The sequence below is a fragment of the Kitasatospora sp. NPDC057692 genome, from assembly GCF_042799475.1.
In the GTDB taxonomy this organism is placed as follows: domain Bacteria; phylum Actinomycetota; class Actinomycetes; order Streptomycetales; family Streptomycetaceae; genus Kitasatospora.
The window spans coordinates 1-15,248 of record NZ_JBHVIV010000022.1; the positions used below are offsets into that span (position 1 = coordinate 1).

Annotated in this window: 12 protein-coding genes; 3 read left to right on the forward strand and 9 right to left on the reverse strand. The window is 74.8% G+C overall.

Going from position 1 to position 15,248, the window contains the following annotated elements:
- Window positions 1-191: 191 nt before the first annotated feature.
- From ettA to ACFVFS_RS14975, 3 genes are all read left to right on the forward strand, one after another.
- Window positions 192-1,856 (forward strand): energy-dependent translational throttle protein EttA, encoded by a 1,665-nt coding sequence (gene ettA / locus ACFVFS_RS14965; protein ID WP_380624043.1) that lies wholly within the window; start codon window positions 192-194, stop codon window positions 1,854-1,856.
- A gap of 113 nt (window positions 1,857-1,969) precedes the next feature.
- Window positions 1,970-2,410, forward strand: coding sequence for an acyl-CoA thioesterase (locus ACFVFS_RS14970; protein ID WP_380624046.1), 441 nt, complete (start codon window positions 1,970-1,972; stop codon window positions 2,408-2,410).
- Between the two features lie 58 nt (window positions 2,411-2,468).
- Window positions 2,469-3,158, forward strand: a complete 690-nt coding sequence (locus ACFVFS_RS14975; RefSeq protein WP_380624048.1) for a hypothetical protein — start codon at window positions 2,469-2,471, stop codon at window positions 3,156-3,158.
- Window positions 3,159-3,186: 28 nt separating this feature from the next.
- On the opposite strand, the gene ACFVFS_RS14980 is transcribed toward ACFVFS_RS14975, so the two are convergent.
- From ACFVFS_RS14980 to ACFVFS_RS15020, 9 genes are all read right to left on the reverse strand, one after another.
- Complete coding sequence (locus tag ACFVFS_RS14980) at window positions 3,187-3,591, reverse strand: globin (protein ID WP_380624050.1); 405 nt, start codon at window positions 3,589-3,591, stop codon at window positions 3,187-3,189.
- 90 nt (window positions 3,592-3,681) lie between these two features.
- Window positions 3,682-4,830 (reverse strand): ABC transporter permease, encoded by a 1,149-nt coding sequence (locus ACFVFS_RS14985; RefSeq protein WP_380624053.1) that lies wholly within the window; start codon window positions 4,828-4,830, stop codon window positions 3,682-3,684.
- Window positions 4,827-5,744 carry an ABC transporter ATP-binding protein gene (locus ACFVFS_RS14990; protein ID WP_380624055.1) on the reverse strand — a complete coding sequence of 306 codons (918 nt, stop codon included), beginning with the start codon at window positions 5,742-5,744 and terminating at the stop codon, window positions 4,827-4,829. The genes ACFVFS_RS14985 and ACFVFS_RS14990 overlap by 4 nt, the downstream gene beginning before the upstream one ends.
- Before the next feature lie 101 nt (window positions 5,745-5,845).
- Window positions 5,846-7,021, reverse strand: coding sequence for an FHA domain-containing protein (locus ACFVFS_RS14995; protein ID WP_380624058.1), 1,176 nt, complete (start codon window positions 7,019-7,021; stop codon window positions 5,846-5,848).
- A 139-nt stretch (window positions 7,022-7,160) separates the two neighbouring features.
- The gene (locus tag ACFVFS_RS15000) at window positions 7,161-8,516 is read right to left on the reverse strand and encodes a VWA domain-containing protein (RefSeq protein ID WP_380624060.1); all 1,356 of its coding nucleotides are present in this window, start codon (window positions 8,514-8,516) and stop codon (window positions 7,161-7,163) included.
- Window positions 8,517-8,719: 203 nt separating this feature from the next.
- Entirely contained in the window at window positions 8,720-10,051 is a 1,332-nt protein-coding gene (locus ACFVFS_RS15005) for a PP2C family protein-serine/threonine phosphatase (protein ID WP_380624062.1), read from the reverse strand.
- A gap of 3 nt (window positions 10,052-10,054) precedes the next feature.
- Window positions 10,055-12,661, reverse strand: a complete 2,607-nt coding sequence (locus ACFVFS_RS15010; protein ID WP_380624064.1) for a tetratricopeptide repeat protein — start codon at window positions 12,659-12,661, stop codon at window positions 10,055-10,057.
- Entirely contained in the window at window positions 12,661-14,103 is a 1,443-nt protein-coding gene (locus ACFVFS_RS15015; protein WP_380624066.1) for a hypothetical protein, read from the reverse strand. Before ACFVFS_RS15015 ends, ACFVFS_RS15010 begins: the two co-directional genes overlap by 1 nt.
- Before the next feature lie 133 nt (window positions 14,104-14,236).
- On the reverse strand, window positions 14,237-15,244 hold the full coding sequence (locus ACFVFS_RS15020; protein WP_380624067.1) for a glutamate ABC transporter substrate-binding protein: 1,008 nt from the start codon (window positions 15,242-15,244) through the stop codon (window positions 14,237-14,239).
- Window positions 15,245-15,248: the final 4 nt, after the last annotated feature.

A 15,248-nucleotide genomic window follows, 5' to 3' on the forward strand; every position in this document is an offset into this window, starting at 1 on the left:
GGCCTCGGCCAGGTGCCCGTAGCGGGGTGCCCCCCCCACCCCGGGGGGGGGGCGCCGGGCCGCGCCGTGTGCGGGACACCCCTGCGGGGCACCGGGGAAGGGGCACCCGGCGGTTCGGGGCGCCCGGCCGGGTGCGGCACAATGGAAGGCTGCAAGCCGAATTACTCCCGACGACGCCGGAGCGATCTCACGTGGCGGAATACATCTACACGATGCGCAAGGTGCGCAAGGCGCACGGAGACAAGGTCATCCTTGACGACGTGACGCTCAGCTTCCTCCCCGGAGCGAAGATCGGCGTCGTGGGCCCCAACGGTGCCGGTAAGTCCACGGTGCTCAAGATGATGGCCGGCCTGGAGCAGCCCTCCAACGGCGACGCCTTCCTCTCGCCCGGCTTCACCGTCGGCATGCTCCTCCAGGAGCCGCCGCTCGACGAGTCCAAGACGGTTCTGGAGAACGTCCAGGACGGCGTCAAGGAGATCAAGGGCAAGCTCGACCGCTTCAACGAGATCGCCGAGCTGATGGCGACCGACTACTCGGACGCGCTGCTCGACGAGATGGGCAAGCTCCAGGAGGAGCTGGACCACGCCGAGGCCTGGGACCTGGACGCCCAGCTGGAGCAGGCCATGGACGCCCTGGGCTGCCCGCCCGGCGACTGGCCGGTCACCAAGCTCTCCGGTGGCGAGAAGCGCCGCGTGGCGCTCTGCAAGCTGCTGCTGGAGGCCCCCGACCTGCTGCTGCTCGACGAGCCCACCAACCACCTGGACGCCGAGTCGGTGAACTGGCTGGAGCAGCACCTGGAGAAGTACAAGGGCACCGTCGTCGCCGTCACCCACGACCGGTACTTCCTGGACAACGTCGCCCAGTGGATCCTGGAGCTCGACCGCGGCCGCGCCTACCCGTACGAGGGCAACTACTCCACCTACCTGGAGACCAAGCAGTCCCGTCTCAAGGTCGAGGGCCAGAAGGACGCCAAGCGCGCCAAGCGGCTCAAGGAAGAGCTGGAGTGGGTCCGCTCCAACGCCAAGGGCCGCCAGGCCAAGTCCAAGGCGCGTCTGGCCCGCTACGAGGAGATGGCCGCCGAGGCCGACAAGATGCGGAAGCTGGACTTCGAGGAGATCCAGATTCCGCCGGGCCCGCGCCTGGGCAGCGTCGTCATCGAGGTCGAGAACCTCAACAAGGCCTTCGGCGAGAAGATCCTGATCGACGACCTCAGCTTCACCCTGCCGCGCAACGGCATCGTCGGCATCATCGGCCCGAACGGCGCCGGCAAGACCACCCTGTTCAAGATGCTCCAGGACCTGGAGACCCCGGACAGCGGCACGGTCAAGGTCGGCGAGACCGTCAAGATCAGCTACGTCGACCAGACCCGCTCCAACATCGACCCGAAGAAGACCCTCTGGGAGGTCGTCTCCGACGGTCTGGACTGGATCAACGTCGGCCAGGTCGAGATGCCGTCCCGCGCCTACGTCTCGGCGTTCGGCTTCAAGGGCCCGGACCAGCAGAAGCCGGCCGGCGTGCTCTCCGGCGGTGAGCGCAACCGCCTGAACCTGGCGCTCACCCTGAAGCAGGGCGGCAACCTGCTGCTCCTCGACGAGCCCACCAACGACCTCGACGTCGAGACCCTCTCCTCGCTGGAGAACGCGCTGCTGGAGTTCCCCGGCTGCGCCGTGGTCATCTCGCACGACCGCTGGTTCCTGGACCGGGTCGCCACCCACATCCTCGCCTACGAGGGCGACAGCAAGTGGTTCTGGTTCGAGGGCAACTTCGAGTCGTACGAGAAGAACAAGGTCGAGCGGCTGGGCGCGGACGCGGCCCGTCCGCACCGGGCCACCTACAAGAAGCTCACCCGCGGCTGACACCCAGTCGTGACGACGGCCCGGCAGGCCGCCCGCCCCGTGGGGGCCGGCCTGCCGGGCCGCGGCCCGACCGGCACGCACCGCCGGCGGGCACCGGACGTCGAGGAGAACCCGTGGCACGCCACATCTACGCCTGCCCGCTGCGCTGGTCCGACATGGACGCCTTCGGGCACGTCAACAACGTGGTCTTCCTGCGCTACCTGGAGGAGGCCCGGATCGACTTCATGTTCACCCAGGCCGCCGAGGCCGGCGCGGGCGAGTTCGCGGGCGGCTCGGTGGTGGCCCGCCACGAGATCGACTACAAGCGCCCGCTGGTGCACCGGCCCGAGCCGGTCACCGTCGAGACCTGGGTGACCAGGATCGGCGGTGCCTCGCTCACCGTCTCGTACGAGATCAAGGACACCGCCGCGGACGGCACCGAGACCGTCTACGTCCGGGCGTCCACCGTGGTGGTGCCCTACGACCTCGCCGAGGGCCGGCCACGCCGGATCAGCGCGGTGGAGCGGGAGTTCCTCACGCGCTTCATGGACGAGGAGCCGGCCGTCGCGGTCTGACCGCGCCCGTCCCCGTCCCCGCCCCCGTACGCCCGATGCCCGGATGTGAGCCGAAGCGTTGAACAGCACCGCCGCCCTTCCCCTCGCCGACCCCGGGGAGGCCGCCGACCTGGCCGCCTTCCTGGTCCGCCTGCTGCGCTTCGACAAGGCGGCGGCGGTCCGGCTGCAGGGCGTGCCGCGGCCGGACGGAGGCGTGCTGGCCGTCTTCGGGCGGCTGCCGCTGGGCGGTTCGGGCGCGCTGGCGGTGCGCACCGCGCGCCTGGCCCGCCTCGACGGTCCGCTCGACCTGACCGTCTCCGCCGGGCAGCTGCTGGACGGCGTGGACACGGGGGCGGACACCGTCGCGCTGCCCGCCCCGGTCACCGGCCCGGCCTGGGCCGGGCTGCTGCCGCCGCGCACCGGCTGGCGGCCGGTGGGCACCCCGCCCGCCGCCCAGGTGCGCCACGAAGTGGCGGAGGCGGTGCGGGAGTTCCGCGAGCGCAGCGAGGCCGTCCCGGCGCACCACCGGACCCGTGCGGTGCTCGACGCGCTGGCCGACGAGATCTGGTCCCGTCCGGTGGCCGTGCTGCCGGAGATGCCGCTGCGGGCCGCCCACGCGGCCCAGGTGATCGGCTTCCTGGCCCCGCAGGCCCCGCTGACCGTGCACCGGGCCGGCGGCTGGCTGCGGCTGTCGGCCCCGGCCGGGTCGGTCGCGGTCCGGACGGCGGCCGCCCCCGGCGCGGGGCTCGGTCTCAGCCCGATCGGGTAGCTCCCGCGGGCTGCGGGCAACGCCCCGGTCAGCCCTCGGTGTTGATCATCGAGGCGGCGGCGTAGGTGAGGTACTCCCAGAGCTGGCGCTCGGCGTCCTGCGGCAGGCCCAGTTCGTCGAGCGCCACCCGCATGTGCTTCAGCCAGGCGTCGTGCGCCGCCCGGTCCACCTTGAACGGCACGTGCCGCATCCGCAGCCGCGGGTGGCCGCGCTGCTCGCTGTAGGTGCGCGGGCCGCCCCAGTACTGCATCAGGAAGAGCGCGAACCGCTCCTCGGCCGGCCCGAGGTCCTCCTCCGGGTACATCGGCCGGAGCAACTCGTCCTCCGCGACGCCCTGGTAGAACCGGTGGACCAGTCGCCGGAAGGTCGGTTCGCCGCCGACCTGCTCGAAGAAGGTCTCCTCGCTGGGCGTGCCACGCCGGATCTCGTTCACCCGACCATGGTCGCAGACGGCGGCGGGGCCGTACACCGGGACCTATGGACCAGGTCCGTGGGCGTACGACCCCGAGCGGGCACCGGGTGCTCAGTCCTCCCAGCGGAACAGCTTCCAGGAGATGCCGGTCAGCACGGCCGCGAAGAGCAGCAGCACGCCCATCGCAGGCAGCGCGTCCATCACCCCGCCGCCCCGGGAGAGCACCGACTGGGCCGCGGTGACCAGGTGCCTCAGCGGCAGGGCCTCGGAGATCGCCTTGAGCCAGCCCGGCATGTCGTCGGTCGGGAAGAACGAGCCGGACAGGAAGGACATCGGCAGCACGATGATCTGCGAGAGGCCGTTGGCGGCCTCCTCGGTCTTGGCGATCGAGCCGACCAGCAGGCCGATCGACATGAACGCGATGGTCGCGCAGACCACCAGCGGGACCACCAGCCACCAGTCGCCGGTGAGCTTCAGCCCGAAGAACGGCAGGGTGGCGAGGACCAGGAAGATCGTGGTCTGGGCGAGCGCGGTCAGCACCGAGACGGTGACCCGGGAGGCGATGATCGCCCCGGCGCTCACCGGGGCGAGCCGCAGCCGCCGCAGCACCTTCTTCTGCCGCCAGCCGACCAGGGTCAGCGCGGCGCTGAACACCGCGCCGGTGGCCACCGCCCAGCCGAGCAGGCCGGGGGTGAGGAACTGGATCGGCTTGAGCGAGCCGTCCTCGACCCGGCTGCTCTCCAGGGTGAAGGTGGGCGCCTTGCCGCTGGCGGCCTGGTTGGCCTGCTGGACCACGGAGTTGACGATGCCCTGGACGGTGCCGGCGCGGACCTGGTCGGCGGCGCTGTAGCGGACGACCACGGTGCCGCCCGGGCCCTCCTTGATCATGGCGTCCAGGTCGCCCTTGCGGACCTTCTCCAGGGCGGCGGCCTCGTCGTCGCCCCGGGTGATGGTCAGCACCTCCTCCAGGCCGGTCCGGGCCTCGCCCTGGACCGAGTCCAGCAGCCGCACCGCGCCGACCTGCTCGACCTTGGCGTGCTGCGTGGTGGCCCCCTTGAGCAGGGTGCCGAACAGCATCAGGAACATCAGCGGGAAGAGCAGCACGAAGAACAGCGCGCTGCGGTCGCGGACGAACGCGACCAGCATCACCCGGGAGAGGCTGACGAAGGCGGAGACCCGCTCGCGTTCGACGGGGGCCGGGGGCGTGCCGCCCGGCGCGGGGGCGGCCGCGGGCGCGGCCGTGGTGGGCTCGGCGCTCATGCGCGGTACTCCCGTCCGGTGAGCTGGAGGAAGACGTCCTCCAGGGTGGCGCCGCGGACCTCCAGGCCGCGCAGTGCGCCCCGCTCGGCGAGCACGGAGAGCACCGGTGCGGGCAGGCGGGTGGAGAGCGACAGCGAGACGCCGTCGTCCTCCAGCGAGCTGATCTCCGCCCCGGCGGCGGTGAACAGTTCGCGCGCGGCGTCGAGGGCCAGCAGGCCGGACTCCACGCTGATCCGGACGGTGTCGTCGATCTCGCGGACCAGCGCGGCGGGCGCCCCGGTCCGCAGGATCCGGCCGCGGTCCATCACCGAGACGCGGTCGCAGAGCACCTCGGCCTCGTCCAGGTAGTGGGTGGTGAGCACGACGGTGCGGCCCTCGGCGTTGATGTCGCGCAGCAGGTCCCAGAGGTTGCGGCGGGCCTGCGGGTCGAGGCCGGTGGTGGGCTCGTCCAGGAAGACCAGCTCCGGGCCGTGGACCAGGGCGCAGGCGATCGACAGGCGCTGGGCCTGGCCGCCGGACATCTTGTCGGTCATCACCCCCGCCGACTCGGCCAGGCCGACCCGTTCCAGCATCGCGTCGGCCCGCTTGGGCCCGACGCCGTAGAAGGAGCCGAAGGTGCGGATGGTCTCCCGCGCCGTGAGCTTGTTGAAGAAGGCGGAGGCCTGGAACTGGACGCCGATGCGCGGCAGCAGTTTCGGGTTGCGCGGCCAGGGCGCCAGGCCCAGCAGCTCGATCCGGCCCTCGTCGGGCCTGCGGATCCCCTCCAGGATCTCCAGCGTGGTGGTCTTCCCGGCACCGTTCGGTCCGAGGAGTCCGTAGAATTCGCCGGCCTCGACGGTGAGTGACACCCCGTCGACGGCCTGCACGTCCCCGTACCGCTGACGGATTCCGTCGGCGGATATTGCAGCAGTCATAACGACTGAGACTAGGGGTGGCAGGCCGTCACGGGGAGGCGCCGAAGCATCATTTGATGATCAGTTTTACAACGGTGTCGAACGGCGGGCCCGATCCGGGGTCAGGCGCGGTGGACGGTGATCGTGGTCCAGGCGCCGATGTGGATCCGGTCGCCGTCGTTCAGCGGGATCGCGGTGTGCGGGGCGACCGGCTCCCCGCCGCCGTTCATCGTGGTGCCGTTGGTGGAGTCCTGGTCGACCAGCACCCAGCCGCCGTCCGGTTGCTCCGCCAGCAGGGCGTGCTGGTGCGAGGCGCCCGGGTCCTCCGGCGCGACCGAGAGGTCGATCTCCGGCACCGTGCCGCGGTGCTGGCTGCGCCGGCCGATCCGCAGCTGGCCGCGCCCGGTCAGCGGGATCCGCCGCTCGGGGCAGTACGGCGGGAAGAACAGGCCGGCCGCCTCCGGGCCGCTGCGGGCCATCATGTCGGTGAAGTAGTCGCGGTCGGCCGCGATCACCGCGAACCAGGTGGTCCGCACCGGCTCGGCGGGCGGGCCCTGCGGGGGCGCCGGCGGGGCCAGGTGGAACGAGGTGCCGAACTCGTCGCCGCGCCGGGCCGGGCCGGGCTGGGCGTAGACCGGTCCGGAGTCCTCGCGCGGCTGCGGCGCCCCGTAGGGCCCGTCGGGCCGCGGGTCCGGGTGGCCGGGGGCCGGCTGCTCCACCGGGGCAGGCGCCGGCTGGGCGTGGGGCGGCTGGGCGTGGACCGGCGGCGGGTAGCCGTAGCCGGCCGGCGCGGCGGGCTGCGGCGGCAGCGGCGGCAGCGGCGGGGCCTCACCGGGGTGGTGGCCGAGGGGCGGGCCCGGGTGCGGGCCCTGGTGCGGCGCGGGGTACGGGGCGGCCGGAGCCTCCGGCGCACCGCCGTACGCCGCCGGGATGTTCAGCGGGGCGGGCGCGGGCGGCGGCACGGGGGCGGCCTGGAACGGCTGCGGGGCGCGCTGCGGCGCCGAGAGGTCGTAGTCGTACCCGCACTCCTCGCAGAACCGCCCGGTCTGCGGGCTGCGGCAGATCGGGCAGACCGCCAGGCCCTCGGTGAGGTCGGGGAAGCCCTGCGGGGACGGCGGCGGGGGCGGGGGCACCGACCCCGGGGGCGGCGGGACGGCCCCGGGCTGCGGCAGCGCGCCCGGAGGGAGCGTGGGGTCGTACGGCGCGCCGGGAGCGCCGGGTGCGCCGTACGCCCCCGGGTTCCCGGGCGCGCCGGGGAACCCGCCGGGCGGTGGCGGCAGCGGCTGCGGCGGTGTCATCGGAAATCCGCAGAAGTCGCACCAGTCCTCGGCCTGCGACTCATGGCCCCTCGGGCAGATCGGCATCAGGTCCCCCCTCAATTCCAGCGCGGCCGGGGCTGGGCCCGGCCGGTTCGCGGCCCGGTCGGCGCTTCGGCGGTCACTTCTTCACACGGACGGTCTTGGTCGACCGGGTCTCGACGATCATCGAGTCGGCCTCGCTCACGTTCTTACGGAACCGAACGGTACCCTCCTTCGGGTCCACCACGTCCACCACCTTCTGCAGCAGCCGGAAGGTGCCCTCGTTCCCGGTGGCGTGGGCGATCCGCACCGCGGCCCCGAGCCTGGCGGTGGCCCGGTGGACGTCCCCGGCGCGGTGCGCCTCCATGCCCTCCCGGACGGCCGCGGCGAGCTCCGCCTGGCCGGTGTAGTGGGCGACCTGCGGGCTGATCCGGGTGGACGAGGCCAGGTCGTCCGTCCAGACCGCCTTGACCAGGCCCTGCGACAGCACCTCGGGCGTCCCCCCGGCGACCGACGGCGGCAGGACCAGGCTCACCCGGGCGGCCAGCATCTCGTTGCCGACGGCCGCGGACGGGACCTCCACGCAGACGTGGTAGTCGCGGCTCTCGTCGCCCCACGAGCCGGTCGGGTAGTCGCCGGCCCGCGGCCCGGCCTCGGAGCGGCGGTCGGTGAGGTCCTCCAGCGCGGGGGCGACCTGCTTGACGAACCTGACCACGGCGTTGGCCGGCGTCCAGATCCGCAGCGCGACGTCGGCGACCTGCTTGCTCATCGCGCCGGCCATCATCGAGCGGAAGTCCTCGGCCAGGCCGGACGGCTCGGGGACGATGTCGACGGTGCCGAGCAGCGCGGAGGATATCCGGCGCAGTTCGTCGACCCGCCAGTCGGTGCCCACGCCGCGGCAGTCGGCCGTGAAGTGGCCGGAGACCCGTTCGATCGCCTGCTCCAGCTCGGCGGCCGTCTGGTGTTCGTTGTTGCCGTCGGTCAGCAGGATCGCGTGCCGGATCGGGATGTCGCGACGGGTGAGGAAGAGCTGGTCGGCCTTGGTGAGCCAGGTGCCCATGGAGGTGCCGCCGGCCGCGGTGAGCCGGCGCAGCGACTCCTTGGCCCGGGCGCGGGTCTCCGCCGAGGCGACCGCGAGGGTGCCGTCGCCGGGGAAGACCTCGCGGGCCTCGTGGGTGCCGGCGACCACGGCGAAGGCGACGCCGTCGCGGACGGTGTCGATGGCCGCGGCGGTGGCCTCGCGGGCGCCGCGCAGCTTGCTCGACGGGTAGTCCATCGAGCCGGAGCAGTCCACCAGGATCACCACGGCGGCGGACTGCCCACCGCTTCCCGGGGTGGCGTCGGCGACGCCGAGCGGCCGGCCGCCGGAGGTGCCGCCGCCGGTCGCGGTCACGGTGACGATGGCGTTCACCTCGCGGGCGCCGTCCGCGAGGTACTCGTTCTGGAAGATCTCCACGTCGAACCTGGGCAGGTTCGGCTTCGCCAGTGTTGCCATGGGCCGGTGGCTCCCGTCAGGTGGTCGGTTGGTGCGGGGGGCGGCGGTGCTCGGAGGTCGGGTGGCCGCCCCCGGGTGCGGGCGCGGCGCGGACGTGCTGGGGCGGGGCGTCGTGCTGGGCGGGGTGTGCTGGGCGGGTGTGCTGGGCGGAGCGGGGTGGGGCCCGCGCCCGGGAGGGCACGGGCCCCGACGGGGCGGACCGGTCAGCGGGCCGGGGCCACGGTCGGGCGCGGCGGGACGGCGGGCGGCGGCGGGATCGCGGGCAGCGGCGGGTGCGGGGGCAGTGGGGCGGCGGGCGAGCCGATCACCGGGATGTCCGGCAGGGTCGGGTCGTACTCCTCGTCGTCCGCCGGGCCGGCCGCGGTGACCAGCGGCAGGTCGAGCGCGGTCGCCGTCCGCGCGTCCTCGCCCGGGTCGGCCCCCGCCGGGGGCGGGTCGATCGGCAGCACGGCGACGGTGATGTTGTCGTGGCCGCCGGCCGCGACGGCGAACTTCACCAGGGCCTGCGCGGCGGCCAGCGGCTCGGTCCGGGCGTCCGGCCGGACGTAGTACGCCAGGTCGGTGGCGGCCTCGGCGTAGTTCCACAGCCCGTCGGTGCAGACCAGCAGCACCCCGGGGACGTGCGGGGTGAAGTCGAGGGTGTGCGGCACGACCTCCTCGGCGTCCGCGCCCAGCCAGCCGGTGATGGCGTGGGCGCGCGGGTCCGCGTACGCCTCGGCCTCGCCCATCAGCCCGGCCTCGACCATCCGGGCGGCCCAGGAGTCGTCCTGGGTGAGCCGGAACGGCTCGGCGGCGACCCGGTCGTCGGGGATCCAGTAGGCGCGGGTGTCGCCGACCCAGCCGATGGTGATCCGCCCGCCGGCCGCGATGGCGCTGACGTAGGTGCAGGCGGGCGCGTTGACGTCGGGCCGGCTCGGCCGGGTGCCGTCGGTGGCGAGCGCGGCCACCGCGTCGGCCGCGTCGGCGACGGCCCGGCGCATCGCGCTGTTCGGTTCGGCGCCCGCCTCCAGCGAGCTGAGCAGCGACTCGGAGGCGGCGTCGACGGCGGTCTCGGAGGCCTGGTCGGGTCGGTCGGAGGAGGAGACGCCGTCGCAGACCACGGCCACCACGACCGGCTCGCCGCCGGGCAGCGAGGTGGCGGCGACGGTGAAGGAGTCCTCGTTGCGGTGGTGCCGCAGGCCGCGGTCGCTGACCCCGGCGACGCCGGCCAGCGCCTTCTCCATGTGGTCGCGGGGGCGCGGCTGGGCGCCGCCGCAGCCCTCGCAGTAGCCGTCGGCGGTCACCTGGCGCAGGCCGCAGTGCACGCACGCGGTCGCGCTCGGCGAGCCCTGGCCGCCCTGGGCGGGCACCGCGGGGGTGTTCGGCAGGGTCGGCGGATGGTCCTCACCGTCGGCGGCCGTCCGGGCGGCGGACCAGCCGGGCGGCATCGCGCCGGGGGCGGGCCGGCCGTCCCGGCTCGCCCCGCAGGAGCCGCAGAAGACGTCCTCCGGGTCCATCGGCTCGGCACAGCTCTGGCACACGGTCTGCTGCGGCATCTGTTACACCCACGTCCTGGGACGGGCCCGGTTGGCCCGCTCCACCATCTCGATCCTGGTATCGGCCCGGTCGGCCAACCGGGCGAGCACCCGGTAGGACTGCTCCAGGGCGAACCGCAGTTCCCGTTCCACCGCGGGCCGTCCCAGCACGCTGACCTCGCCGGTCGTCCGGCCGGGGCCGGTTCCGCCGGGGGAGCCGGCGGTCACCCAGCCGAGCGCCGCGCCGAGCACCTCGACGGCGAGTTCCTCGCGGCGGCGGTCGTCCAGGCGCAGCGCGGTCAGCTGCTCGGAGCTCGCGCCGAGGTCGGCGCCGAGCGGGTCGGTGGCGGGCCGCTCGCGCAGCCGGGCCCGGACGGCGGCGATCCGGGCGGCGGTGTACTGGCTGGAGGTGGCCGGGACGGACTCCAGGACGGCGACCGCGCCGGACCGGTCGTCCCCGGCGAGCCGGACCCGGGCCAGCCCGAAGGCGGCGCTCAGGTAGCTCTGGTCGGTGCTCCACACCAGACGGTAGAACTCGGCCGCGTCGCCGCCGTCGCCGAGGAGCTCGGCGCAGACGGCGAGGGCCAGCTTGGGGGCGGCCTCGCCCGGGAAGGCGTCGTAGACGGCGTCGAAGGCCTCGGCGGCGGCGCGCAGGGTCCGTTCGCGCGGGTCCGCCCCGGCCTCGGCGCCGGTGCCCTCCGGAGCGGCGGCGGCCGGGTCCGCGGCGGCGACCAGCGAGGCGAGGCCGCGGTACCAGACCACCCGCCAGTCGTCCGGGTGGTCCTGCTCCAGTGCGGCCAGCGCCTCGGCGGACCGCCGCCCGCGCCCGAGTTCGAGCAGCGCGCGCAGCGCCCGCAGCCGGCGCTCGATCGAGTCGGTGGGGGCGCCGTCCAGCGCGGTCAGCGCCTCCTGCGGGTCGGTGGCCAGCAGGGTGGCGAGGAAGCCGGCGTTCGGGTCGGCCGGGTCGACCCGGGGGACGGGCAGCGCGAGGGCGGCGGCGGCCGGGTCGACGCCGGTCAGCCGCAGTTCGCCGGGCTGCGCCGTGGGTGCCACCAACTCGGTGTCGACGACGCGCAGTTCGGGTCCGAAGAGGGTGGAGGGCGCGGGCCTGGCGCGGCCGTCCTGGAGCGCCAGCACCTCGCGCAGCACGCCGGTGAGCTGGTCGGCCATCTCCTCGGCGGAGGCGAACCGGCGGGCCGGGTCGGGGTCGGTGGCGCGCACCAGCAGGCGGTAGTAGGACTCGTAGGCGGCGAAGGCCGGGACGGACTCCGGGCCGGGCAGGGTGTCCCGGTAGGTGGTGGAGTAGCCCTGGAAGTCGAAGCTGAGGACGGCGAGGGTGCGGGCCACCGTGTAGAGGTCGGAGGCGGGGGAGGGGCCGTCGGTGGCGATCTCCGGCGCCTGGTAGCCGATGGTGCCGTAGATCGGGCCGTCGTCGTCGAAGCGGCGGACGGCGCCCATGTCGATGATCTTGAGGGTGTCGCCGCTCTGGATCACGTTGTCGATCTTGAAGTCGCAGTAGACCAGGCCGCGCTGGTGCAGGTAGCCCAGCGCGGGCAGCGCCTCCAGCGCGTACGCGATCGCCTGCTCGACCGGCAGCGGGTCGCGCCGGCCCTCCGGGGTGCGGCGCCCGTTGGCGATGTCCTTGAGCGACTTGCCGCCGACGTACTCCATCACGATGTAGCCGTCGGTGGCCCCGGTGCGCAGGTCCGGGTGCTCGGCGAAGTTGATGATGCGCACGATGCCCGGGTGGTCCACCTCGGCCAGGAAGCGCCGCTCGGCGACGGCCACCGCGAGCGCGTCCTCGTCACCGGTGTCCAGCAGGCCCTTGAGCACCACCCACTTGTCGTTGACCCGCCGGTCCACCGCCAGGTAGATCCAGCCGAGCCCGCCGTGCGCCAGGCAGCCCACCACCTCGTACTGCCCGCCGACCAGGTCGCCCCGGCGCAGCTTGGGGGTGAACGAGTACGGGGTGCCGCACTTGGTGCAGAAGCCCTCCGGGCGGCCAGACCTGCCGTTGCGCTCCCGGCCCACCGGGGCGTCGCACTTGGAGCAGTACCGCTTGCGCTCCGGCACCTCGGGGTTCTCCAGCACCGCCTGCGCCGGGTCGGCGGCCGGGACGGTCGGCACCGTCACCAGGCCGGCGCCGAGGCGGTGCCGGTTGGCGGTGGCGCTGCCGCGGCTGCTGCGCACCGAGACCGAGCGGCCGCTGCCGGTGCGGGTCGAGCGGTGCGAGCGGGAGCGGCCGGACAGCGAGCGGGAGGAGGCACTGCGGGCCGAGGCGCGGGCCGAGCCGGTGTCCGGGTCGAACGCGATCTCCACGGTGGAGGTGTGCGCCCGGGAGCCGCTCGTCGCGGAGCGCGGGGCCGGCACCCCGGGCGGGGTGAGGCCGCACTCGTCGCAGTAGCCGTCGGTGTCGATCGTCCCGGCGCACTCGCGCGGGCAGGGATCGCCCGCGCCCGCCGGGGCGGACGCCGCCGGCCCGGTGCCGCTCGCTCCGGTGCCGCCGGCCGAGGTGGCGGTCCGCACGGAGGAGGTGCCGCCCTCCGGCGCGAGCCCGCACTCGTCGCAGTAGCCGTCCGCGTCGATCGTCCCGCCGCCGCCGCACTCCGGCCGCACGCACGTCTCGCCCATCACCCTCGGCCCCCCTGTACCCGTCCGTCGACAGCCTGTCCGTCGGCCGGCTCCCCGCCGGCCCACGCCCCGCCCCGCTCCGGCCCGCCCGCCGCGCCCGCCGCGTTCGACGCGTCCGCCGGGCCCGTTCCGGACCCGTCGTCCGGCCCGCCCGGTGCCGGGCGCAGCGCCTGCTGGAAGCGGGCCACCGCGCCCGCCGCCGCCCGCAGGTCGCACGGCGCGCTCCACAGCAGCCAGCGCGCCTTCTCGTACCGCTCCACCACTTCCGGGTCCTCGGCCACCCGCAGCCGGGCCGCCATCGCCTTGTACGCGTCCAGCCGCCCGCGCAGCTCGGCCCGGACGGCCAGCGGCTGGGTCACCTCGGTCAGCGACTGCCGGGCCCGGGCCAGCTCCTTGGCGGCCGCGTCCTCCAGCGCGTCGAGCAGCGGCGCCAGCCGGTACCACTGCCCGCTCTGCCGCAACTCCAGCGCCACCACGATCCGTTCGCGCAGCGCCGAGGCCGGTCCCGGGACGGCCGGCACCTCGGTGGCGGCGATCTTCGCCAGCACCTCGCCGCGCGCCCGGCGGGCCTCGGCCAGCGTGGCGTCGGCCCGCTGGAGCAGGTCCCCGACGCCCTGCAGGCGCTCCTCGGCGTCGTCGCGCAGCCGCAGCAGGTTCTCCAGCTCCAGCCGGACGCCGTCCAGCGCCCGCCCGGCCAGGTCGAAGCGCTCGGTGTCCACCACCCCGGACGGCGTGGCCAGCGCGCCGCCGTCCGGGACCGTGCCGCGCTGCGCGGGGACGCGGGCGGGCCGCCAGAGCGCCAGCGGGTCGGTGCGCACCTCGGTCCGCAGGCCGCCCAGGTCGGCGTCCAGCGCCTCCAGGTCGTCGCCGAGCGGATGGGTGCCGGCCCGCACGCCGAGCGAGGCCGCCAGGGTCTGCACCCGGCGCAGTTCGGCGATCAGCAGGTCGATCCGGGCGGGCAGCGCCGTCCAGACCGTGTCGGCCGCCGAGACCACCTCCAGGACGGTCGCGTACCAGGCGTTCATCCGGTCCATCAGCCCGTCCAGGCTGATCCGCTCGACCAGCCGGGCGGGCGCGCCGAGCCGCTGCGGGCCGTCCGGCGCGCCGCCGGGCACGGTGACCGCGTCGCCGGTCAGCAGCTCGCTCAGCTCGGCGAGTTCCGGGCCGCCCGGCCGGGCCTTGCGGGCCCGCACCGCGCGGGCCGAGGCGAGGGCCTCGGAGTAGCGGTCGAACAGCGCCCAGAGCAGCGGCAGGCCCTGCCCGGCGACGGCCCAGCGCTCCTGGGTCCGCCCGGTCAGATCGGCGCCGTCGAGCAGGCGCAGGCCCGGGTGGTCCTGGAGCGAGAGCAGCGCCGATTCGACCGCGTCGCGCTCCGCGCCGAGGCGCGCCAGCGCGCGGTCCGCCTCCTCCCGGCTCAGGGCCGGGCCGGCCGAAGCCGCCATCGCGCTCTCCCCTCCTCCACCTGTTCCGCTCCCGTCACCTGCTCCGTTCCGCGCCCCCGGGGACCGCTCCCGGCCCCGGCGGCCGCCGGACCGACCCTAACGCGTGCCTCCGCCGCCCCCGCCCGTCCGGTCGTCACCGCGGTGTCGGCCAGTGCCGGTCGGCGTCGTCCAGCAGGTACGGCTTGAGCCAGCCGTCGTACGCGGCGCGCCAGGCGCCCCGGGCGTAGTAGTCGTTGATCACCTGGTTCACCCGGGCCGCCAGGTCGGTGCTGTCCTTCAGCATCCCGACGCCCATCACGCCCGGCCGCACGTCGCCGTCCAGCACCTTGACGGTCTGGTCCTGGGCCGCCTGTCCGGCCGCCAGGCCGTCGTCGGTCATCGTCGCGTCGACCTTGCCCAGCTGCATCAGCACCAGGCAGTCCAGGTTGTTCTCGACGGGGACGATCGCCTTGAGCGGACGGGTCTTCAGCTCCTCCAGGGCGGAGGAGCCGGTCGCCGCGCACGCGGTGGTGCCGTTCAGCGCCTCGTCGAGGCTCTTGGCCGGGGAGGTCCTGGGCACCAGGACCCGCTGGCTGGTGGTGAAGTAGGGCCGGGAGAAGCCGATCTCCGCCAGCCGCTCGCAGGTGATCGACATGGTGCGGACGATGATGTCGACCCGGCCCTCCTTGATGTACTTCAGCCGGTCGGCGGTCGGCACCGCCTTGAACACCACCTTGTCCGGGTCGCCCATGATCGCGGTGCCGATCGCCCGCGCCAGGTCGATGTCGAAGCCCTCCAGCTGACCGGTGTTGGGGTTGCGCGAGCCCCACCGGTAGCTGTTCAGGTCGATGCCGACGACCAGGCTGCGGCGGGCCTTGATGGCCTTGACGGCCGCGCCGTCCTCGGTGCTCGGCGGGACGCTCTTGTAGAGGTCGCAGGGCTCCGCCTGGCCGGATCGGCCCGCCTGGTCCTGCTGGTCCTGCTGGTCCCGCTGGTCCCGCTGGGCGGCCAGCGGCACCTGCGCCCCGGCCGCGCCGCCGTCGCGCGGTCCGCCCCCGCCGAGCGCCAGTGCGCCGGAGGCCAGCAGCGCCAGCGCGGCCGCCGTCCGGGCCGCCCGCAGCGCGGTGCCGCGGCCCCGTCCCCGGTCCGTGATCGTGCCCATCTCG